Origin of the sequence: Streptomyces sp. NBC_01116 (genome assembly GCF_041435495.1) — a bacterium.
In the GTDB taxonomy this organism is placed as follows: Bacteria; Actinomycetota; Actinomycetes; order Streptomycetales; family Streptomycetaceae; genus Streptomyces.
Genome location: NZ_CP108644.1, coordinates 5252509 through 5272733, shown reverse-complemented (window position 1 = coordinate 5272733; position 20225 = coordinate 5252509). Strand labels below are relative to the sequence as shown.

Below are 20225 nucleotides of genomic sequence, written 5' to 3'. Positions count from 1 at the left end.
CGGTGACAGGCCCGAAGTGATCCCGCTCCTCGGGATCACGAGGAAAGGACCGGACAAAGCCCTCCTGAACTCCACAGACCTGACCGGAATTCGCGGGGACGTGGACAGCCGACGGTCCTAGGGTGGAAGTCGCCGGCATCGTGGCCGCCGTTTCCACCCTCGGCCAGGGTCACACCGGGGCCGGCCGACAGGGGAAGCCGTGCCCAAGGGGACGCGTAACACTCGCCTGGCCGCTCTTCAGCGGGAGGCACGGTGGACCAACGGGGAGCTGGCCCGGGAGGTCAACCGGCTCGGCACTCTCCATGGCCTGCACCTGGCCTACGACCGGACAGCGGTCGCGCACTGGCTGTCCGGGTCGCGCCCGCGCCCTCCCGTACCGGCGCTGGTGGCCGAAGTCCTCAGCCGTCGCCTGGGCCGGCTGGTGACCTCCGAGTGGACCGGATTGTCCCCCCGCCAACGCGCGACCCCTTCCTCCACCACGCACCCGGTCCTCGCACTCGCTGAATTCGCCGTCGAGCACGTCGACTTCGGGCGACAGGGCGACCCTGAACGACTCTTTTCCGGTCAGGAGATCGAAACCGAACTCAGCACAGCGGCAGGGCTCCGGCTGCGGAACTCCGACAGCCTCGGCTCGTCCACCGCTCAGCGCCTCGAACACCTCAGCAGCTTCTTCTTCGAGCACGTCCAGCGCTATGGGGGTCTCACGCTCGGAAGCACCCTGTCACGCTACATAGCCGATGAAACACCTCGCCTTCTCCTCGTACGCAGCACCGAGACCGACAGACCGGAATTCCTCACCGCCCTCGCCCGGCTCAGCTACGTCCAAGCCGCCATAGCCGGCGACAGCGGCCGTCCGGGGCTCGCCCAGGGCTACTACCAGCACGCGCTGAGACTTTCCCGACGGGCCGGATCCCGGACCGACTTCGCCATCACTCTGCGCGCTCTGGCCACCCTGGCGGACAGCGTCGGCGAAAGTGCCCTCGGCCTGAAGCTCACCAGCCGCGCCATCGAGATCGCAGGACCGAACGCGGCCCCTGCGGTCCGGAGCTTCCTCCACTCCGGTCGCGCCCTCGCCCTGGCCCGGGCAGGCGACCGCCCCGGGGCGCTCCGCGCCCTCTCCACCGCCGTACGGATACATCCGGAGGGCGATCAGGCGACGAGCCCCTTCGACACCTACTCCCTGGCTTCCCTCCAATACCAGCGCGCCCTCGTTCTCGGGGCCCTGGGAGCAGGCCCCGACCACCTCCAGGCTCTTCTCGAATCCCTGAGGACACGACCGGTCGACCATCACAAGGCCCTGGCCATCACGCACAGCCGGATCGCGCTCGCCCTGCTCCACACGGGGCAGTGGGACCAGGCACTCCCCCACGCCCACGCGGCCTTCGCCGCCGCGCGGGCCGTCTCCTCCGTGCCCACCCACACGAACGTGGCGGAACTGCGCCGGTCCATGGCGGCCTTCCGCCGCCGCATGGGGGCCGGCCCCGGCCCGTGAGGCCGGGCGCGTGCCGAGCACCCACGGGCGGGGCCGGTTGTGCGGAGTGCGGTCCTGGGGGTCTCAAGACCACGTGACGGGCAATTCCGTGGGCCGGGTGAACAGGTAGGTGTCCGGTTCCCAGGCGATGTCCTCGTGCTTGGCCGCCAGGGCCAGGTCCGGCAGGTGGGTGAAGAGGGTCGAGAGCGCCGTGTGCAGATAGGTGCGGGCGATGTTGACACCGAGGCAGAAGTGGGGGCCGGTGCCGAACGTGATGGCCGGGTCCTCCCGCGCGCTGCGGTCGAGGCGGAATCGCTCCGGCTGTTTGTAGTGCTCGGGGTCCCAGGTCGCGGCGACCCAGGGGGTGACGACAGCGTCACCGGCCCGGATGCGCACCCCGTGCAGTTCGGTGTCGGTCAGGGCCATGCGGGGCATGGACGTCATGCCGTTGTGGTGCATGCGCAGCAGTTCAGCCACCGCGGTGGGCCACAGCCCGGGATCGCGCAGTATGCGGGCGAGTTGGTCACCGTGCCGCAGCAGGGTGTAGACGCCGGTGGTGACCGGGCCGGTCACGGGTTCCGCGGAGGTGACGAACAGGTACATCACCGTGGCGTGCAGATGCTCCGAAGTGATGGTCCCCTGCTGGTGGGCGCGGATCAGCGCCTCGACCGGGTCGCGCGGTTCGCGTTCGTCCCGGTAGTCGGCCCTCTTGGCTTCGATGACCTCGTCGGCGAAGTCGAGCATCCACCGGGTGGAGGTGTCGATCTTCGCGGCGGGTGTGGCGTAGTCGACCTGTGAGCGCAGCCGGGGCACGATCTTGCGGCGCTGGCGTGGGGCCACCCGCATGAGGTCGCAGGCCAGGGTCGCCGCGAGAGGGTGTGCGTAGGCGCGGTGCAGGTCCGCGGGGTTGGGGCCGTCGCGCAGTGCCGTCGCCAGGTCGGAGGCGGCCAGGGCGATGGCCGGTCGGAGGGCCGTCGCGGCGGCCGGGCTGAAGAACGGCTGGACCACGCGCCGTACGGTGGTGTGCTCGGGCGGGTCGAGGTTGAAGATGCCGCCCGGCACGCTGTTGAAGTCGTCTCCGGCGATGCGCTGACCGCCGGGGCAGGTGAGGTCGCGGGAGAAACCGCGGCTCGATCCGATCGCGGTGATGTCGTCGCGGCGGGTCACCAGCCAGGCGCGGTGGCCGGAGGGGAAGGTCACCGGGGCCACCGGCCGCTCGCGCCGCAGGAGGTCGAACATCTCGGGGGGCAGGCCGTGTCCGCGGGTGGGGAAGGAGTCGGGCCAGGTCAGTTCATCGGGGATCGTCGTTGCCACGGTCGTTCCTCTCGTCGGTGAGCACGGACAGGGCGTGGCCCGCCCCGACGGTGAGGCCGGGGACCTGGCCGGAGGCCACTACGTCGTAGATGGGCACCCTGCGGTGGTAGACGAACAGGGTGCTGGGTCGCGCGAGCATTCCGGCCGCGTCCAGCAGCAGCGGAGCCTCGGCGAAGATGTAGCGGGTGTTGAGCTCGATCTGGTCCGGTGTGGGATCGGAGTCGGTGGAAGTGGCCAGGGCTGTACGGGTCATCGCGTGCACCGCCTCCCGCATCGGAGCCTGCGTGCGGTAGGCGCTCTCGATGCGGGCCCTGCTCCTCTGGTAGCGCGGGTGGGACGCGAAGCGGGTCATCACATGGACCCGCGCGTCCGTGTCGGGCACCCCGCAGTCGGCCAGGGTGCGACGTGCGACGTTGCGCATGTTGTGGATGACGCGCTTGGAGCGCTGGACCGCGTGGCGAGGCTCCTTGCCGGCGGTGATGTAGCGCAGCGCGGATTCGGGCGCTCCCGGGAGGACCACGTGCACGTCGGAGAAGGACGCGGCGGCGCTCTGGCACAGAGCGGTCACGGTCTGCGTGGAGTAGAAGGAGTTGAACGGTGACAGGCCCAGCACCATGGTGCCGTACCGTTCGGCCAGGCCGCGGTTGTGGAGATCGAGTCCCTCCACCCGGAAGCCGCTGGGCACTGAGGGATCCTGTTCCGTCGTGCCGTCCGTGTCGTTGGTGGATGGTGAGGCTGTACGGAGTCGGTTCATGGAAGTGGCCTTGCTTCTCTCGTCGGTCGGGGCGGAGTGGCGCGCGGGGCGGGAGGAGTGCTCACTCCGGCGGGGCCGCCGCGGTGCTCCCGGCCGGGTCGGCGGGGCTGTCGACCACAGCCGCGGGGCCGACCTGCGCGTCGATGATCAGTGCGTGGGGACAGTCGAGGTAGTTCGCCCAGAACGCCTCCCCGTACCTCGCCCGGCCCTCTCCGGAGACGGTCGGGCGAATCCATGAGACGCGGTCGAATCCGGCGGCCTTGAGAGCCTGCTCGTGCGCTGTCGCGGACCAGCGGAAGAAGTCCAGGTCCAGCACCTCCGGACCGACCCAGGCCCGAAGGTGCCCCGGCGTGCCCTCCTCCGGTGCCTGCTGTGCGCTCAGGAGCATGCCGTAGTGCCGGTACCACTGCGGGTCCGTGGAGAACTCGGGGTTGAGGACCGCGGCGACGAACCGTCCGCCCGTGTCGCGCAGCGCTCGCCGCGCCGTCACGCAGAACCCCTCCAGCTCTTGCCGGCTGGACGCGTAGGGCAGCACGTACACCGCCGTGACCACGTCGAATGATCCGGTGATGTCCTGCGGCACGGCGGCGGGGTCGGCGGCGTTCGCCGCCAGGTACTCCACCCCGAGCCCCTCGCGCTCCTCCCGCCGCCGCGCGTGCTCCACCATGGCGGCCGACTCGTCCATCCCCACCGCACGGGCCGCCCCGGAACGGCGCAGGCGACGGGCGTACAGCCCGCTGCCGCACCCGATGTCGAGCACGTCCCGGCCGACGACGTCACCGACCGCGTTCAGGAAGCTGTACGCCTCGACGTGCTCCCGGAAGGGCATCTCCTCCATGCTGCTCTCGTACGCCGCTACCGCTGTGTCGAACTGGGAATCCACCGTCATCTCCTCGCTCTCGCGTGTCGCGTGCGCGGTCGTCCGCGGAGGACGCCCGGCAGGGACACGAGGGGTCGTTCTCCGTCGTGTGCTTCCTGTCGTATCGCCGCGGGGCGACGCGATACGAGTCCGCGAGCGGTCGAAGGCGTGAACGCGTTGAACGCCGATGCGGGAGCGAGGGCCGCGGACGGCGGTCCGCGGGGGCGGGCCGGCTGGTGGGGGGACCGGTGTTCGGACGGGCCGGGCTCTCTGAGCCCCTGTCGGGCCGCGGGACCTGGCTCGGCCGCCGGAACGCACTGAGGCCCGGCACCCCCGTGACGGGGGTGCCGGGCCTCAGTCGTACCGGACGGCGTACCGAACGGTGCGGGCCGTACTAGTGGGAGTGGCCGTGGCCGCCGTGACCGGCGTCGGCCTCTTCCTCGGCCGGCTTCTCGACGACCAGGGTCTCGGTCGTGAGCAGCAGCGACGCGATGGACGCGGCGTTCTCCAGGGCGGAGCGGGTGACCTTGACCGGGTCGATGACGCCGGCCTTGACCAGGTCGCCGTACTCGCCGGTGGCGGCGTTGAAGCCCTGGCCCTTGTCGAGCTCGGAGACCTTGGAGGTGATGACGTAACCCTCCAGGCCCGCGTTCTCGGCGATCCAGCGCAGCGGCTCGACGGCGGCGCGGCGGACGACCGCGACACCGGTGGCCTCGTCGCCGGTCTTGCCGAGGTTGCCCTCCAGGACCTTCACCGCGTGGACGAGGGCGGAGCCACCGCCGGAGACGATGCCCTCCTCGACAGCGGCGCGGGTCGCCGAGATGGCGTCCTCGAGGCGGTGCTTCTTCTCCTTGAGCTCCACCTCGGTGGCGGCGCCGACGCGGATCACGCACACGCCGCCGGCCAGCTTCGCGAGGCGCTCCTGGAGCTTCTCGCGGTCCCAGTCGGAGTCCGTGGACTCGATCTCGGCCTTGATCTGGTTGACGCGGCCCTTGACGTCCTCGGAGTTGCCCCCGCCGTCGACGATGGTCGTGTCGTCCTTGGAGACGGTGACGCGGCGGGCGGTGCCCAGCACGTCGAGACCGGCGCCGTCGAGCTTGAGGCCGACCTCCTCGGCGATGACGGTCGCACCGGTGAGGGTGGCGATGTCACCGAGCATGGCCTTGCGGCGGTCGCCGAAGCCCGGGGCCTTCACCGCGACGGCGTTGAAGGTGCCACGGATCTTGTTGACGACGAGGGTGGAGAGCGCCTCGCCCTCGACGTCCTCGGCGATGATCAGGAGCGGCTTGGAGGCGCCGGCCTGGATGACCTTCTCCAGCAGCGGGAGCAGCTCCTGGATGGAGCCGATCTTGCCCTGGTGGATCAGGATGTACGGGTCGTCGAGGACGGCCTCCATACGCTCCTGGTCGGACACCATGTACGGGGACAGGTAGCCCTTGTCGAAGGCCATGCCCTCGGTGAACTCCAGGTCCAGACCGAAGGTGTTGGACTCCTCGACGGTGATGACACCGTCCTTGCCGACCTTGTCCATCGCGTCCGCGATGAGCTCGCCGACCTGGGTGTCCTGCGCGGAGAGCGCGGCCACGGCGGCGATGTCGGACTTGTCGTCGATCGGGCGGGCGGTCGCGAGGAGCTCCTCGGACACGGCCTTGACCGCGGCGTCGATGCCCTTCTTCAGGGCGGCCGGGGAGGCGCCGGCGGCGACGTTGCGCAGGCCCTCGCGGACGAGCGCCTGGGCCAGCACGGTCGCGGTGGTGGTGCCGTCACCCGCTACGTCGTTGGTCTTGGTCGCCACCTCCTTGACGAGCTGGGCGCCGAGGTTCTCGTACGGGTCGTCGAGCTCGACCTCACGCGCGATGGTGACACCGTCGTTGGTGATGGTGGGAGCGCCGAACTTCTTGTCGATGACGACGTTGCGGCCCTTGGGGCCGATCGTCACCTTGACCGTGTCGGCAAGCTTGTTGACGCCGCGCTCAAGGGCGCGACGGGCGTCCTCGTCGAACTTCAGAATCTTCGCCATGGGCTGTGTTCCCTCTCAAAATGAACTGCGCCCCTCGCCGCCCGGCTAGTTATTTCGCAGGGGGCCAGGGGCGCAGAACACAAGCAAACGTGGGTGAATTACTTCTCGACGATCGCGAGAACGTCGCGGGCCGAGAGGACGAGGTACTCCTCGCCGTTGTACTTCACCTCGGTGCCGCCGTACTTGCTGTACAGGACGACGTCGCCGGTCTTGACGTCGAGCGGAAGCCGCTCGCCGTTCTCGAAGCGGCCCGGGCCCACGGCGAGGACGACGCCCTCCTGGGGCTTCTCCTTCGCGGTGTCCGGAATGACCAGGCCGGAAGCCGTGGTCTGCTCGGCGTCGAGCGGCTGGACCACAATGCGGTCCTCGAGCGGCTTGATCGCAACCTTGGAGCTGGTGGTCGACACGATCCGGTCTCCCCCTTCGGAGATCTCACGGGGTTTAACAGTCTGTGGGCGGCGACCTGACCGGCCCGTCGTCGCGGGTGCCGGACCTGTCCTGTCGCGCAGAGTGCTGCTGGCACTCTCCAGGGGGGAGTGCCAGCACCGAGACTATGACCGCGATTAGCACTCGGTCAAGCGGAGTGCCAATTCACCACCCTCGCGCCGTCTCGATCGGGGCTCCATCGGATCACCGTCCGGACAACGTCGGGATGGAGCGTGACGTTCCGTACGACGCTACGCGGATGACGCCTCCCGAGAGCCGCCTGCCGGGAGGACCGCCCGAGAGGGACACTTCGCGGTCCTCGGCCCCGGACCCCTGGGCGGACCGCGGCCCCGCCCCCACGATCAGCCTGTCCTCCGCGGGGGACTCCCCGCCCTGCCGCGGCGGGGGCGACAACGGCGCATGCGCGCGCAGCGGGGGCTGAGCGCGCATGTGCGGCCGGATACGGGGATGGGCGCGGATCAGACGTAGTCCTCCAGCTTCGCCACCGCGTACCCCTTGTCGGTGATGGTCTTCATGACCTGGCGGATCATGTCGGGCATCGAGCCCTTCCAGTCCTCCTCGCCCCGGAAGTGGGTGAGGACGATGTCGCCGGGGTGCAGGTCCCGGTCCCACTCGCGCCACTCCATGTGGTCGGGGAAGGCCTCGGAGGACCACAGGGGCACGGCGGTGATCCCGCAGGACTTGGCGACGACGAGGGTGTCGCGGTTGTAGTTGCCGTAGGGCGGCCGGAAGAGGGTGGGCCGCTTCCCGAAGTGCTTGAGGATCTTCTCCTGCTGGCCGCAGATCTCCTGCTTCTGCTCGGCGCGGGAGAGGCCGGGCAGATAACGGTGGTTGAGGGTGTGGTTGCTGATCGTCACCCCGCGCTTCTGCATCTTCTGGAAATAGCCGTAGTCGTCGTTGGTGACGTAGTCACTGAGGAACGCGCTGTACGGGATGTCGAGTTCGGTCATCATCCGCAGCAGCTCGGGGTCCTTCTCGGCGCCGTCGTCCATCGTCAGGAAGACGATCTTCTCCTTGGTCGGGACGGTGGTGAAGACGGGCGGCAGCCCGGCATCGTCCCGGACCTCGAAGCCCTTGCGGGTGGTGATGCGCGGCTTCACCTCCGGCGGCTCGGGGGCCGCGAGCGGGGTCCTGGCGAGCCCCCACTTCTTCGCGGCGACGGCCCGCGCGGCCTGCTTCCTCGTGAGCGCCTCGGCGTAGGTGTCCAGGGCCCGGGCGGGCCCGGCCTTCGGAGCGGCCTCGCCCGGCTGGCCGGCGGCCGGCTTCGCGGGCCCGCCGGGAGCACCCGCGCCGCCGCCCGGCTCCTCCGCGCACCCGGAGGCGACAGCGGCGGCCAGCAGGGCCGCCAGCACGACGCCCGGCCTGTGCCGCTTCATGACTGATTTTTCGTTTTGTCGTACTAGCTGCATGGCGCCGCATCCTGCCAGCCGTCGGCCCGCCTCCCGCCCCGACACCGCGAGCGGACCGGCGCCGTCCCCCGGCCGGCCCACAGCGGCCTCCGGCGGCGCGGGCGGCGGCGCCCCGCGCACCGGCCACAATGGACCGGGTGAACGCGACGACCTCCTCCGCCCCGGACGACGACCCCGCCCGCGCCGCCTTCGCGGCGCTGCGCACCCCCGAGGGCGAGCAGCTGCTGGCCGAGCTGCGCGACCACGACCCCGCCGACGAGCTGGCCACCGCGACCCGGCTGCGCCGCGCGCACCCGGCGGAGCTGGTGTCGGCTGCGCTGGGCCAGGCCCGGCTGCGGCAGCGGGCGGTGGCCAAGTTCGGGGCCGAGGACGCCCACCGGATGTACTTCACGCCCAACGGGGTCGAGCAGGCCACCCGCACCTCGGTCGCCGCCCACCGCGCCGCGCGGTTCGCCGGGCTCGGCGTGCGGAGCGTGGCCGACCTGTGCTGCGGCATCGGCGGCGACGCCCTCGCCCTGGCCCGCGCCGGGATCTCCGTCCTGGCCGTGGACCGCGACCCGCTGACGGCCGAGGTGGCCCGCGCCAACGCCGAGGCGCTCGGCCTGGCGGGCCTGATCGAGGTGCGGTGCGCCGACGTCACGGAGATCGACACCGCCCCGTACGACGCGGTCTTCGTGGACCCGGCACGGCGGGGCGGACGGGGCAGGATCTTCGATCCGGAGGCGTACTCACCGCCGCTGTCCTGGGCGGCGGCCGCCGCGCTGAAGGCCCCGAGGGCGGCGTTGAAGATCGCGCCGGGCGTCCCGCACGAGGCGATCGGCCCGGAGGCGGAGGCCGAGTGGATCTCGGACGGCGGCGACGTGAAGGAGGCGGTGCTCTGGTACGGGGAGGGCTTCGCGCCCGGTGCGTTCCGGGCCACGCTGCTGCCCTCCGGGGCGACCCTGACCGCCCCGGCCCCGCTGCCCGCCCCGCCCGTGGGCCCGGTCGGGCGCTATCTGTACGAGCCGGACGGCGCGGTGATCCGGGCGCATCTGGTCGCCGACATCGTGGAGCGGTGCGGCGGGCGGCTGGTGGACGAGACGATCGCGTACGTCACGAGCGATACGCGGTACTCCTCGCCGTACGTCTCCGGGTACGAGATCACCGACCGGCTGCCGTTCGGCGTGAAGAGGCTGAAGGCACTGCTGCGGGAGCGGGAGGTCGGCGTACTGACGGTCAAGAAGCGCGGTTCGGCGGTCGAGCCGGAGGAACTGCGTCGCCGGATGAAGCTGAGCGGTCCGCACGCGGCGACGGTGTTCCTGACCCGGGTGGCGGGGGCTCCGACGATGCTGATCGGCCATCCGCTGGGCTGACCCGCCCGGCGGGTCCCATCAGGACGCCCACCACCCAGCGGCGGTGCGCCAGGGCCGTGACCGCGCCGGTCAGCGCGGTCAGCCAGGCCACCATGCCGAGGCCCATCATCAGGGCGACCAGCCCGTACGTCTCCCGGCCGGGCCGCGCGCTCGCGGGCCCGATCACGCAGAGGGCGAGCCCCGCCGCGCCCACGACGAACGACAGCAGCAGCCAGACGAGGCTCGTCCCGGGCATCCGCAGCAGCCGGTCGCGCTCCGGGTCCCGGTCCAGCGCGCCCCAGGCGGTGAGCAGCGTGCGGACCTTCCGGTCCCGCGCGACACCGAGGCAGCAGAAGACGACGGCCGGGATCAGCACCGCCGCGCCGACGACCAGGCTGACGATTCCGCCGATGACGCTGACGAAGTCGGCCAGGTCAATCGCCTGTTCGAACATGACGATCGCGGAGCCCACCAGGCTCCAGCCGATCGCGGCGATCCCCGCCCACATCCACAACAGCCCGAGCCGCCCCGCCCCCACGTGCGTCTTCACGAGTTCGGCCAGGACCACCGACCGGTCGGCGAGCATCGTCTCGCGGTCGGGCCAGGAGCGGATCTCGACCGGCGGCGGAGGCGGTGGGAGCGTGGCACGGCGTGGCATGCGCAGAACAGTACCGACCGGGTCGCGGGGCCCGCGCGCGCGTTTCGGGCCCGCCAGGCCACGCACTGCCGCGCACCGGCCGAGGCTCCTCCGGCCGCGCTCCGGTTCAGGTTCCCGCGAGCGCGTGGTGGCTCGAGCCTCCGCGACCGCACGCCCGTTCAGGCGTCGCGCAGCGCCTGGACGTCCAGCTTGGCCATGCCGAGCATCGCCTTCATGGTCCGGTCCGCCTTCGCCGGGTCCGGGTCGGCCAGCAGGCGCGGCAGCTCGTTCGGCACGATCTGCCAGGAGACGCCGAACCTGTCCTTGAGCCAGCCGCACTGCCCCTCCTCACCGCCCTCGGAGAGCGCGTCCCAGAACCGGTCCACCTCGGCCTGGTCGGCGCAGTCCACGGAGAGCGAGATCGCCTCGGTGAAGGGGAACTGCGGGCCGCCGTTGAGTCCCGTGTAGTCCTGGCCCGCGAGCCGGAACCCGACGGTGAGCACGGAGCCCGTCTCGCCCGGGGCCGACTCGCCGTAGTAGGTGACGTCCAGGATGCGGGAGTCCCCGCCGAAGATCGCGACGTACGTCTCGGCCGCCTCCCGGGCCTTGCCGTCGTACCAGAGACAGGGGGTGATCTTCTGCATGGTCTTCTCCTTCTTCGGGCCCTCTTCGGGTCCTCTTCGGGCCGTCCGCGCGTCCGGGCCGGGCGGTCCGGACGTCGTGGAAGGTAGACCCGGCCGCCCGCCCGAACTCATCGGACACGCCCCGGCCCCGCCGCCCCCACCCGCACGGGCTCAGCGGGGGGCGGCGTCGCCCTCCCGCTCGGCTCCCCGGCCCCGCTCCGCGGCCGCCGGCCCGCCGGGGGCCTTCCGCTCCGCCGGGAGCAGGACGTACGCGGCCAGCGCGGCCAGCGCCAGGAGTCCCGCCGCCGCCCAGAACGCGGCCTCGTACCCCGAGGACAACTCGGCGAGCCCGGTGGAGCCGCCCGTGACCTGGGCGGCGACGGTGACCAGGACCGCGAGGCCGAGCGAGCCGCCGACCTGCCGCGAGCTGTTGAGCAGCCCGGAGGCCATGCCGGTCTCGCCGGGGGCCACGTCGGTCGTCGCGGCCGTGCCGAGCGGCACGAAGCAGAGCCCTATGCCGAAGGAGCAGACCAGCGAGGGGCCGAGGATGGAGACGAGGAAGCCGCCGTCGACCGTGGCGGTCGCCGCGAACCAGGCCATGCCGAGCGCGGCGAGCGTCGCGCCCACCGTCATCAGCCGCCGGAGGCCGAGCACGGCGACCGCGCGGGCAGCGAGGACCGAGCCCGCGACGACGCCCACGCAGAACGGCAGGAACGCGAACCCGGCGGCGGTCGCCCCGAACCCGAGGACCAGCTGCATGTAGAGCGAGACGAAGTAGAACGCGCCGAACTGGGCCGAGGCCAGCAGCAGACAGAACAGGTTCGCGGTCAGCACCGGCCGCCCCCGCAGCAGGCCGGGCCGGAGCAGCGGGGAGGCGGTCCGCAGCTCGACGGCGACGAAGGCCGCCAGCAGGATCACCGCGGCGCCGAGGGAGGCGAGCGTGACCGCCGAGCCCCAGCCGTGGTCCGAGGCCCGCACCAGCCCGAGGACGAGCAGCGTCGTCCCGGCCGTGACCAGCAGCGCCCCGGCCACGTCCAGCCGCGCCCCGGCCCGGCGCCCCCCGCCGACGGGTCCGGTGCGCGCGGCGGCGGCCAGCGCGAAGGCGACGATCGGCACGTTGACGAGCATCACGGACCGCCAGCCCGTCGCGTCGGTGAGCACCCCGCCCGCCAGCACCCCGACCGCGCCGCCCGCCGCGCCCGCCATGCCCCACAGCCCGAGCGCCCGGGACCGGGCGGGCCCGGCCGGGAAGGCGAGGGTGATCAGGGCGAACGCCACCGGGGCGAGGGCCGCCGCGCCGACGCCCTGGACGGCCCGCGCCGCCACCAGCGACCCGGGCGACCAGGCGAGCCCGCCGGCCAGGCTGGCCAGACCGAAGAGCACCAGACCCGCCGTCAGGACGCGGCGCGGGCCGACCAGATCGGCGAGCCGGCCGCCGAGCATGAGGAGCCCGCCGAAGGCGAGGGCGTAGGCGTTCACGACCCACAGCAGGCCGTCCCCGCCGAAGCCGAGGTCGCTGCGGATGTCGGGCAGCGCGACGTTCACCACGGACATGTCCAGGGACACCAGGAACTGCACCGTGAGCGCGACCACCAGCAGCCACCGCGCGTGCCGCTCCCCCGCGCCCGGCGCGCGCGCCGCCCCGCTCCCGGCCGCTCTTCCCGTCCCGCTCTCTCCCGCGCCGTCCATGACGTCCCCTTCCCTTCGCGCTTCTCCCGGTCGAGAATTACCATACACGTATAGAAAATAAGCGCCGGAGCACCGGGAGGGCCCCGCGGCGGACCGGAGCGGAGCCCCGGAAGGAGAGAATGCCCAGGTGTCAGGCACCGAGAAGACCGAGAAGGCGAAGAAGATGAAAGATCCGGCGGCGGGCGGCAAACCGGGCACGGTCGGCCGGCCCGCGGGACGGCCCGTGGGCCGGCCCCGCCGGCTGGACCCGGACGTGATGGTCGCCACCGCGCGCCGCATCGTCGAGGAGGAGGGCGTGGCCGCCCTGTCCATGCGGCGGGTGGCGAAGGAGCTGGGCAGCACGCCCATGGCGCTCTACCACTACGTGCAGGACAAGGACGAGCTGCTGATGCTGACCCTGTCCGGCACGGCGGCGGCGTTCCCGCGCCCGGAGCTGCCCGAGGACCCGCGCGAGCGGCTGGTGGCGGTGGCCGCGCACATGCACGACATCATCGGCAGGATCCCCTGGGTGCTGGACATCCTGGCGCTCGGCGAGCTGACCGACCGCAACGCCCTGTGGATGGTGGAGGAGATCATCGACTGCGCTCTCGCCTGCGGACTCTCCCCGGCCCGCTCGGTCCGGGCGTACCGGACGATCTGGAGTTACGTCTACGGGGACCTGGTCTTCCGCAGGGCGGCGGACCGCCGGGCGGAGAACCCGTCGCGCCGGGAGTTCTTCCCGGAGATGATCACCGAGCAGGACGCGGCGGAGCTGCCCCGGCTCACCGGGGTCAAGGACCGCTGGCGGGAGTACGCGGCCGACTACGAGACCGTCGAGGAGCTCGACGCGATCGTGGACGGCCTGCTCAGGCGCGGAACGCGGGGCGCGAAGGGCTGACCGGGCCCGGGCGCGAAGGCCTCAGGAGCCGGGCTCGAAGGCCTCAGGAGCAGGGGCGCGAAGGTCTCGGGGCCGGGGCGCGAAGGTCTCAGGGGCCCGGGCCGCCCCTCAGCCCACCGCCTCGAAGCGCCACCGGTGCACCGGACGGGTGATCAGGGCGGCGTCGGGCTCGGGGAGTTCGGGGAGGTCGTCGCCGTACGAGGCGCCCCTCCACCACGTCATCACCAGCACCCGGTCCTGCGGGGCGCGCAGCAGTTCGCCGCGGTCGGGCTCGCGGGCCAGCTCGGCGGCCCGCACCCGCGCCCACTCCAGGAGTTCGCCGCCGCGCCCCTCGGTGGCGCGGGCCTCCCACATCAGGACGATGGTCCCGGCGCTCATGAGTACAGGTTGTCCTTGCTGATCTCGTGCACGTGGTCGTGATCGTGCGCGTGTCCGTGTCCGTGCGGGTCTCCGTGACCGTGGTCGGCGCCCGGCACGTGCGGCTCGGTCACCGGCAGCGAGGAGTCCGCGGACAGCTCCAGGTCGGAGGGGCGGCGATTGCGGGCGACCATCTCCGCGCCGAGCGCCGCGACCATCGCCCCGTTGTCGGTGCAGAGCCCGGGGCGCGGCACCCGCAGCCGGATGCCGGCCCGCTCGCAGCGCTCCTGGGCCAGCGCGCGCAGCCGGGAGTTGGCCGCGACGCCGCCGCCGATCATCAGGTGGTCGACGCCCTCGTCCTTGCAGGCCCGGACCGCCTTGCGGGTGAGCACGTCCACCACGGCCTCCTGGAAGGACGCCGCCACGTCCCGTACCGGCACCTCCTCGCCCGCCGCGCGCTTCGCCTCGATCCAGCGGGCGACGGAGGTCTTGAGCCCGGAGAAGGAGAAGTCGTACGGGGCGTCGCGCGGGCCGGTCAGACCGCGCGGGAACGCGATCGACGCCGGGTCGCCCTCCTTCGCGAGCCGGTCGATGACCGGGCCGCCGGGGAAGCCGAGGTTCAGCACGCGGGCGATCTTGTCGAAGGCCTCGCCAGCCGCGTCGTCGATCGTCGCGCCGAGCGGGCGGACGTCGCTGGTGATGTCGGGGGCCAGCAGGAGCGAGGAGTGGCCGCCGCTGACCAGCAGGGCCATCGTCGGCTCGGGCAGCGGGCCGTGCTCCAGCTGGTCGACGCAGATGTGCGAGGCGAGGTGGTTGACACCGTAGAGCGGCTTGCCCAGCGCGTACGCGTACGCCTTCGCGGCCGAGACGCCGACGAGCAGCGCTCCAGCGAGCCCGGGGCCCGAGGTGACGGCGATCCCGTCGAGGTCGCGGGCGCTGATCCCGGCCTCCTTCAGGGCGCGTTCGATGGTGGGGACCATCGCCTCCAGGTGGGCGCGGGAGGCGATCTCCGGGACGACGCCGCCGAAGCGGGCGTGGGTGTCGACGCTGGAGGCGACGGCGTCCGCGAGCAGGGTCGTGCCGCGCACGATGCCCACGCCGGTCTCGTCGCAGGAGGTCTCGATGCCGAGTACGAGGGGTTCGTCGGCAGCCATCATTCAGTCCCGGTCTCTGCTGGGTGCTCGTGCACTGCTTGCTCTTGCATGGTGAGGCGCATGACCAGGGCGTCGATGTTCCCCGGCTGGTAGTAGCCGCGCCGGAAGCCGATCGGTTCGAAGCCGAAGCGCTCGTACAGCTTCTGCGCCCGCGTGTTGTCCACGCGGACCTCCAGGAGGACCGTGGCGCACTCGAAGGCGGTGGCGGCCTTCAGCAGGTCGGCGAGGAGTTCGGAGCCGAGGCCGGTGCCCCACGCCTCGCGGCTGACCGCGATCGTCTGGACGTCGGCCAGGTCGCCGAGGGCGGCGAGCCCGGCGTAGCCGACGATCCGCCCGGCGGGGTCCTCGGCGACGACGTAGTGGCGGGTGGCGCCGGGGCCGCGCGCGTGGGCCAGCTCGGACCAGAACATGCCGGGCGACCAGGCGTCGTCCGGGAACAGCGCGTGTTCGAGTTCGAGCACCGGCGCGATGTCCCACCAGCGCATCTCGCGCAGTACGGCGGCGGTGGCGGTGCTCACGTGGGGGTGACCACCTTGTAGTTCTTCGGGACCTGCGCGTCGGGCCTGCGCAGATAGAGCGGCCGGGGCTCCAGGAGCTCCTGTCCGGCGGCGAGGCGTTCGGCGGCGAGCCCGGCGAGCGCCCCGGCGGATACGTGCTCGGGGCCGCGCGCGTCCGGGAAGGCGTCCGGGTAGAGCACCGCGCCCGCGCCGACCACGGGGAGCCCGGCGAGCGCCCCGGCGATGTCGGCGGGCCGGTCGACGGCAGGTTCGCCCGAACGGGTGCGGGCGTCCTCGTACCGCGCCCAGTAGACCTCCTTGCGGCGCGCGTCGGTCGCCACGGCGAACGGCCCCTGGAGGCCCTCCAGTCCGGCGGCGTACGCGAGGCCGTCCAGGGTGCACAGGCCGTGGACCGGCACGGAGAGGGCGGAGCCGAAGGTGGCGGCGGTGACCAGGCCGACCCGCAGGCCGGTGTACGGGCCGGGGCCGACGCCCACGACCACGTCCGTCACGGCGTCGAGCCCCGTCCCGGCCTCGGCGAGGACCCGGTCGACGGCGGGGAGCAGCAGCTCCCCGTGCCTGCGGGCGTCGACCTGCCCGGAGGAGGCGATGACGGACGTGCCGTCGTGCAGGGCGACGGTGACGGCGGGCGTGGCGGTATCCATGGCGAGCAAGAGCACGCAAACAGCCTACGGCTCCGCCGACGGCGTTACGGCGTCCGTACGGCGTCCCGGCCCGCCCGCTCCCTGCTGCTACCGTCACCGGGTATCCGCGGGTACGACGTAAACGCTTGTACGACATGCGGCAACGGCAGTCGAAAGGGGATTTCACGGTGGCTAGGGGAAGCTCGGGAATCGTGGCCGGGCTCACTGCGGCGGCGGTCGCCGCGGTCGCCTTCCTCGCCTACCAGGCCTCGGCGAACGCACCCGCCTCGGTGGCGTCCACGCCGAGCAAGAAGCCCTCCGCCTCCGCCTCGGCCCAGCCCTCCGCCAAGCCGAAGCCCGAGGCCGACCCGCTGGCGGTCCCGGCCGCGTCCGGCAGGGGCGAGCGCGTGGTCTACGCGCTGAAGGACCGCCGGGTGTGGCTGGTCGACGAGGGCAACGAGGCGATCCGCACCTTCACCGTGATGCCGAGCCCGGTCAGCCCGCCGCCCGGGGTCCACAAGGTCACCTCGCGCTCGGGCACGGTCCAGGGCTCGGACGGCGTCCCGATCGAGCACGTGGTCCGCTTCGCGAACGTGGACGAGGTGGCGATCGGCTTCAGCGCGGCGCAGGACGGCTCGATGGCCAGCCCGGACCCGACGTCGAAGACCGGCGGCGTCCGGATGAAGCGCGCGGACGGCAACGCGATGTGGACCTTCGCGACGGTCGGCGCGAAGGTCGTCGTCGTCCCGTAGGGCCCGTCGCCGTCCCGTAGGGCCTCGGGCCGGGGCCTTCCTCCTCGGACCGGGGCCTTGCCGCCTCGGTCCCGGGGCTTTCGGCCCTCAGGCGGCCCTGGGGCCGCGCCTGGCCGGCGGGGGAACCACGGCGCGGGCGTCCGTGCCGTCCTCCTCCGCCGCCTCGTCGTTCGGCGGGGTGGAGATCGCGGTGGCCGCGGCACACGAGGCCAGCAGGGCTTTCATCGACAGGGCGGACGGAGTCGGTCGCGGCTGCGCTGCGCGCTCGGGCGTCGGCATGGATGCCTCCTTGATGCTCCGGTGGAGGGCGTGGTTAGGTAAGCCTAACCACACCTCGTACCCATGTGACCACGACCACGGGTCCGGACGCAACAATTTACCGACGCCTTGTCGGGAAGGCTACTCCCGGAGCCTCACTCCAGGTCCGCCCGCAGCCCCGCCCAGCGCGCACCGATGCCGACCAGGGTCACCTCGCGCCGCTCGTCCTCGGTGTCGCCCGTCGCGCGGTCGATGAGGACCCGCAGGCGGTCGTCGGCCAGCTCCTCGACCTTGCCGTCGCCCCACTCCACGACCACCACCGACTCCGGCAGCGACACGTCGAGGTCCAGGTCCTCCATCTCGTCGAGCCCGCCGCCCAGGCGGTACGCGTCGACGTGGACCAGGGCGGGGCCCCCGGTCAGCGAGGGGTGGACGCGGGCGATGACGAAGGTGGGCGAGGTGACCGCGCCGCGCACGCCGAGGCCCTCACCGAGGCCCCGGGTCAGCGTCGTCTTCCCGGCGCCCAGCTCCCCGGTGAGCATGACCAGGTCGCCGGGGGCCAGCACCCGGGCGAGCCGGCGGCCCAGGCCCTGCATCTGTTCGGGCGAGGTGACGGTGAGCGTCACCGTCACGGCCTCGGGGAGGGCCCCGGCGGGCTCGGGAGCGGTCGTCCCCGCTGTCTCCGGAACGGTCTCAGCGGCCGGGCCGCTGTGCGGTGCTTCCATGTCCGCCAACGTTAGCGCCCGGCACCGTGCCGCTGCGTACGAGCAGGTCGGCCAGCCGGTCGGTGACCGTCTCCGGGTGCTCCAGCATCACCAGGTGCCCCGCGTCCGGCACGATCACCAGCTCGGCGTCGGGCAGGACGTCCGCGATGGCCTCGCTGTGCGAGCTGGGGGTGACCAGGTCCTTCTCCCCGGCCAGGATCAGCACGGGCACGTCCCGGAACGCGGGCAGCGCACCGCTCTTGTCGTGCTCGGTGAAGGCCGGGTAGAACTCGGCGACCACATCGATCGGGGTGGACTCGATCAGCCGTTCCGCGAACCGGGCGACCGCCGGGTCCACGTCCCGCGAACCGAACGAGTACCGCTTGATCAGCCCGGCGAAGAGGTCCGCGGTGGCGCGCCGCCCCTTCTCCACCAGCTCCGTCTGCGAGCCGAGCGCCTTCAGCACCCCGGGCAGCACCCGGCGCACCGCGTTCACGCCCGCCACCGGCAGCCCGAAGTCGACCTCGCCGAGCTTGCCGCTGGAGGTGCCGATCAGGGCCACGGCGGCGACCCGGTCGCGGATCAGGGCCGGGTACTGGTCGGCGAGCGCCATCATCGTCATGCCGCCCATGGAGTGCCCGACCAGCACCAGCGGGCCCTCGGGCGCCGCCGCGTCGATGACCGCCTTCAGGTCGCGGCCGAGCTGGTCGATGCCGAGCGGCACCCCGTCCGCCTGAGCCCGGCCCCGCCCGGAGCGCCCGTGGCTGCGCTGGTCCCAGTACACGGCGCGTACGAGGCCGCGCAGGGCGGCCCGCTGGAAGTGCCAGGAGTCCTGGCCGAGGCAGTAGCCGTGGCTGAAGACGACGGTGACCGGGGCGGGCGCCTTGCGCCCGAAGAGCCTGCGGCGGCGGGTGCCGGAGGAGCCGGTTCCCTCCTCGCCCGGGAGCGGAGCCTCCTCCGCCTCCTCGATCTCGTAGTGCAGCTCGGTGCCGTCGTCGGCGACGGCCCGGCCCGGCGTGCCGCGCAGCGACCCGTAGGGCCCGGTGGCGTCCAGGGCGAGGCGGGCCTTCTTGCGCATGCCGCGCCCGACGGTGAGCCGCTCGACGGCGACCCCGGCGGCCGCGCCGGCGGCGAGCACTCCTATGGCGGCCCCGGCGATCCCGGCCCGGCGCCAGCCGGCCGCACCGGCCGCGGTCGCGGCCACCACCTCCCCCGCGCTGCTCTCGCTCACCGCTGCACGCCCCCGGTCGGCCCGCTCGGATCGGCGGTCCCGTTCACGTGCACCCTCGGCACCCGGGAGCCGATGCGGGTGACGATCTCGTACGCGATGGTCCCGGCGGCCTCCGCCCAGTCCTGCGCGGTCGGCTCGCCCCGGTCGCCCGGTCCGAACAGCACCGCTTCCGCGCCCGCCTCCGGCCGGTCGCCGCCGAGGTCGACGACGAACTGGTCCATGGCGATCCGGCCCGCGACGGTGCGCACCTTCCCGCCGACCAGGACGGGGCCGGTGCCCGACGCGTGGCGCGGGACGCCGTCCGCGTAGCCGACGGGGATCAGGCCGAGGGTCGTCCCGGCGGTCGTCGTGTAGTGGTGGCCGTAGCTGACGCCGTGTCCGGCCGGGGCGTCCTTGACCAGGGCGACGGACGCGGCGAGCGTCATCACGGGCCGGAGCCCGAGGTCGGCGGACGTGCCCAGCTCGGGGGCGGGCGAGATGCCGTACATCGCGATGCCGGTCCGCACGAGGTCGAAGTGCGCCTCGGGGATCGTGAGCGTGGCCGGGGAGTTGGCCAGGTGCCGCACCTCGGGCTCCACGCCCTCCTTCTCCGCGTACGCCAGCATGTCGCGGTAGACGCCGAGCTGGGCGGCGATCGAGGGGTGGCCGGGCTCGTCGGCGCAGGCGAAGTGGGACCACAGGCCGGTGATCCGGACGTGTCCGGTCCGCTCGGCGGCCAGCGCCTCGGTGACCAGCTCGGGCCAGTCGGCGGGCTGGCAGCCGCCGCGGCCGAGGCCGGTGTCGGCCTTGAGCTGGATCCTGGCCGGGCGGCCGGCCCCGGCGGCGGCCGCGACGACCTCGCGCAGCGCCCACATGCCGCTGACCGACACGTCGATGTCGGCGTCGATCGCCTCGCGCCAGGGGCCCCCGGGCGTCCACAGCCAGCACATGATCCGGCCGTCGAGTCCGGCCGCGCGCAGGGCGAACGCCTCCTGCGGGGTCGCGGTGCCCAGCCAGGTGGCCCCGGCCTCGCGGGCGGCCCGTGCGCAGGGCACGGCCCCGTGCCCGTATCCGTCGGACTTCACCACGGCCATGAGCTGTGCCCCGGCCGCACGCTCGCGCAGGACGCGCACGTTGGCGCGCAGCGCGGCGAGGTCGATCTCGGCTCGGGCTCTCAGGGACGCTGTCTCGTTCATCGCGCCCAGTCTCTCAGAGGCG

20 protein-coding genes are annotated in these 20225 nt (G+C 72.9%); 4 read left to right on the top strand and 16 right to left on the bottom strand.

What is annotated here, in order from left to right; translation table 11 throughout:
• The first annotated feature begins 199 nt into the window (after positions 1 to 199).
• The gene (locus OG245_RS23350) at positions 200 to 1492 is read left to right on the top strand and encodes a hypothetical protein (protein ID WP_371625401.1); all 1293 of its coding nucleotides are present in this window, start codon (positions 200 to 202) and stop codon (positions 1490 to 1492) included.
• Between the two features lie 63 nt (positions 1493 to 1555).
• Here OG245_RS23350 and OG245_RS23345 read toward each other — a convergent pair whose 3' ends face one another.
• From OG245_RS23345 to OG245_RS23320, 6 genes are all read right to left on the bottom strand, one after another.
• Positions 1556 to 2785, bottom strand: coding sequence for a cytochrome P450 (locus tag OG245_RS23345; RefSeq protein ID WP_371625400.1), 1230 nt, complete (start codon positions 2783 to 2785; stop codon positions 1556 to 1558).
• Positions 2763 to 3470: a tRNA-dependent cyclodipeptide synthase gene (locus tag OG245_RS23340; protein WP_371625399.1), complete on the bottom strand. Its 708-nt coding sequence runs from the start codon at positions 3468 to 3470 to the stop codon at positions 2763 to 2765. Before OG245_RS23340 ends, OG245_RS23345 begins: the two co-directional genes overlap by 23 nt.
• A gap of 130 nt (positions 3471 to 3600) precedes the next feature.
• Positions 3601 to 4428, bottom strand: coding sequence for a class I SAM-dependent methyltransferase (locus OG245_RS23335; protein WP_371625398.1), 828 nt, complete (start codon positions 4426 to 4428; stop codon positions 3601 to 3603).
• Between the two features lie 364 nt (positions 4429 to 4792).
• Positions 4793 to 6418, bottom strand: coding sequence for a chaperonin GroEL (gene groL, locus OG245_RS23330; protein ID WP_097871319.1), 1626 nt, complete (start codon positions 6416 to 6418; stop codon positions 4793 to 4795).
• Positions 6419 to 6516: 98 nt separating this feature from the next.
• Entirely contained in the window at positions 6517 to 6825 is a 309-nt protein-coding gene (gene groES, locus OG245_RS23325) for a co-chaperone GroES (RefSeq protein WP_003966899.1), read from the bottom strand.
• 498 nt (positions 6826 to 7323) lie between these two features.
• Complete coding sequence (locus tag OG245_RS23320; RefSeq protein WP_371625397.1) at positions 7324 to 8241, bottom strand: polysaccharide deacetylase family protein; 918 nt, start codon at positions 8239 to 8241, stop codon at positions 7324 to 7326.
• Between the two features lie 161 nt (positions 8242 to 8402).
• Here OG245_RS23320 and OG245_RS23315 point away from each other — a divergent pair, with 161 nt between their 5' ends.
• Positions 8403 to 9626: a methyltransferase domain-containing protein gene (locus tag OG245_RS23315; protein WP_371625396.1), complete on the top strand. Its 1224-nt coding sequence runs from the start codon at positions 8403 to 8405 to the stop codon at positions 9624 to 9626.
• Positions 9627 to 10421: 795 nt separating this feature from the next.
• Here OG245_RS23315 and OG245_RS23310 read toward each other — a convergent pair.
• Together OG245_RS23310 and OG245_RS23305 are read right to left on the bottom strand one after the other, a co-directional pair.
• Entirely contained in the window at positions 10422 to 10886 is a 465-nt protein-coding gene (locus tag OG245_RS23310; protein WP_371625395.1) for a VOC family protein, read from the bottom strand.
• Positions 10887 to 11036: 150 nt separating this feature from the next.
• A complete protein-coding gene (locus tag OG245_RS23305) occupies positions 11037 to 12554 on the bottom strand; it encodes an MFS transporter (RefSeq protein WP_371625394.1) in 1518 nt (505 codons plus the stop codon).
• A gap of 127 nt (positions 12555 to 12681) precedes the next feature.
• On the opposite strand from OG245_RS23305, the gene OG245_RS23300 reads away from it, so the two are divergent.
• Positions 12682 to 13431 (top strand): TetR/AcrR family transcriptional regulator, encoded by a 750-nt coding sequence (locus tag OG245_RS23300; RefSeq protein ID WP_371625393.1) that lies wholly within the window; start codon positions 12682 to 12684, stop codon positions 13429 to 13431.
• Positions 13432 to 13539: 108 nt separating this feature from the next.
• Here the strand turns inward: OG245_RS23300 and OG245_RS23295 are convergent, their stop codons facing one another.
• The 4 genes from OG245_RS23295 to tsaB are packed head-to-tail and all read right to left on the bottom strand — an operon-like array spanning position 13540 to position 16104.
• Positions 13540 to 13809, bottom strand: coding sequence for a hypothetical protein (locus tag OG245_RS23295; protein ID WP_371625392.1), 270 nt, complete (start codon positions 13807 to 13809; stop codon positions 13540 to 13542).
• Positions 13806 to 14942 carry a tRNA (adenosine(37)-N6)-threonylcarbamoyltransferase complex transferase subunit TsaD gene (tsaD, locus tag OG245_RS23290; protein ID WP_371625391.1) on the bottom strand — a complete coding sequence of 379 codons (1137 nt, stop codon included), beginning with the start codon at positions 14940 to 14942 and terminating at the stop codon, positions 13806 to 13808. The genes OG245_RS23295 and tsaD overlap by 4 nt, the downstream gene beginning before the upstream one ends.
• Complete coding sequence (rimI, locus tag OG245_RS23285) at positions 14942 to 15427, bottom strand: ribosomal protein S18-alanine N-acetyltransferase (protein ID WP_371627965.1); 486 nt, start codon at positions 15425 to 15427, stop codon at positions 14942 to 14944. Before rimI ends, tsaD begins: the two co-directional genes overlap by 1 nt.
• Positions 15428 to 15456: 29 nt before the next feature.
• Entirely contained in the window at positions 15457 to 16104 is a 648-nt protein-coding gene (gene tsaB, locus OG245_RS23280; protein WP_371627964.1) for a tRNA (adenosine(37)-N6)-threonylcarbamoyltransferase complex dimerization subunit type 1 TsaB, read from the bottom strand.
• A 134-nt stretch (positions 16105 to 16238) separates the two neighbouring features.
• Here tsaB and OG245_RS23275 point away from each other — a divergent pair, with 134 nt between their 5' ends.
• Complete coding sequence (locus tag OG245_RS23275) at positions 16239 to 16835, top strand: hypothetical protein (protein ID WP_371625390.1); 597 nt, start codon at positions 16239 to 16241, stop codon at positions 16833 to 16835.
• An 87-nt stretch (positions 16836 to 16922) separates the two neighbouring features.
• On the opposite strand, the gene OG245_RS23270 is transcribed toward OG245_RS23275, so the two are convergent.
• The 4 genes from OG245_RS23270 to alr all read right to left on the bottom strand — a co-directional run bounded on the left by OG245_RS23270 (position 16923) and on the right by alr (position 20203).
• Positions 16923 to 17114 carry a hypothetical protein gene (locus tag OG245_RS23270; RefSeq protein ID WP_371625389.1) on the bottom strand — a complete coding sequence of 64 codons (192 nt, stop codon included), beginning with the start codon at positions 17112 to 17114 and terminating at the stop codon, positions 16923 to 16925.
• 134 nt (positions 17115 to 17248) lie between these two features.
• Positions 17249 to 17818, bottom strand: a complete 570-nt coding sequence (tsaE, locus tag OG245_RS23265; protein WP_371625388.1) for a tRNA (adenosine(37)-N6)-threonylcarbamoyltransferase complex ATPase subunit type 1 TsaE — start codon at positions 17816 to 17818, stop codon at positions 17249 to 17251.
• Positions 17787 to 19028, bottom strand: a complete 1242-nt coding sequence (locus OG245_RS23260; RefSeq protein WP_371625387.1) for an alpha/beta fold hydrolase — start codon at positions 19026 to 19028, stop codon at positions 17787 to 17789. The genes tsaE and OG245_RS23260 overlap by 32 nt, the downstream gene beginning before the upstream one ends.
• Positions 19025 to 20203, bottom strand: coding sequence for an alanine racemase (alr, locus tag OG245_RS23255; RefSeq protein ID WP_371625386.1), 1179 nt, complete (start codon positions 20201 to 20203; stop codon positions 19025 to 19027). Before alr ends, OG245_RS23260 begins: the two co-directional genes overlap by 4 nt.
• Between the last annotated feature and the right edge of the window lie 22 nt (positions 20204 to 20225).

Coding starts and splice junctions, on each gene's coding strand:
- OG245_RS23295 (WP_371625392.1), bottom strand. CDS start 13,809: ATGAGCGCCGGGACCATCGTCCTGATGTGGGAGGCCCGCGCCACCGAG.
- tsaD (WP_371625391.1), bottom strand. CDS start 14,942: ATGGCTGCCGACGAACCCCTCGTACTCGGCATCGAGACCTCCTGCGAC.
- alr (WP_371625386.1), bottom strand. CDS start 20,203: ATGAACGAGACAGCGTCCCTGAGAGCCCGAGCCGAGATCGACCTCGCC.
- tsaB (WP_371627964.1), bottom strand. CDS start 16,104: ATGGATACCGCCACGCCCGCCGTCACCGTCGCCCTGCACGACGGCACG.
- OG245_RS23320 (WP_371625397.1), bottom strand. CDS start 8,241: ATGAAGCGGCACAGGCCGGGCGTCGTGCTGGCGGCCCTGCTGGCCGCC.
- groL (WP_097871319.1), bottom strand. CDS start 6,418: ATGGCGAAGATTCTGAAGTTCGACGAGGACGCCCGTCGCGCCCTTGAG.
- OG245_RS23275 (WP_371625390.1), top strand. CDS start 16,239: ATGCGGCAACGGCAGTCGAAAGGGGATTTCACGGTGGCTAGGGGAAGC.
- OG245_RS23270 (WP_371625389.1), bottom strand. CDS start 17,114: ATGCCGACGCCCGAGCGCGCAGCGCAGCCGCGACCGACTCCGTCCGCC.
- rimI (WP_371627965.1), bottom strand. CDS start 15,427: ATGCGCTGGTGGGACATCGCGCCGGTGCTCGAACTCGAACACGCGCTG.
- OG245_RS23335 (WP_371625398.1), bottom strand. CDS start 4,428: ATGACGGTGGATTCCCAGTTCGACACAGCGGTAGCGGCGTACGAGAGC.
- OG245_RS23305 (WP_371625394.1), bottom strand. CDS start 12,554: ATGGACGGCGCGGGAGAGAGCGGGACGGGAAGAGCGGCCGGGAGCGGG.
- tsaE (WP_371625388.1), bottom strand. CDS start 17,818: ATGGAAGCACCGCACAGCGGCCCGGCCGCTGAGACCGTTCCGGAGACA.
- OG245_RS23315 (WP_371625396.1), top strand. CDS start 8,403: ATGGACCGGGTGAACGCGACGACCTCCTCCGCCCCGGACGACGACCCC.
- OG245_RS23310 (WP_371625395.1), bottom strand. CDS start 10,886: ATGCAGAAGATCACCCCCTGTCTCTGGTACGACGGCAAGGCCCGGGAG.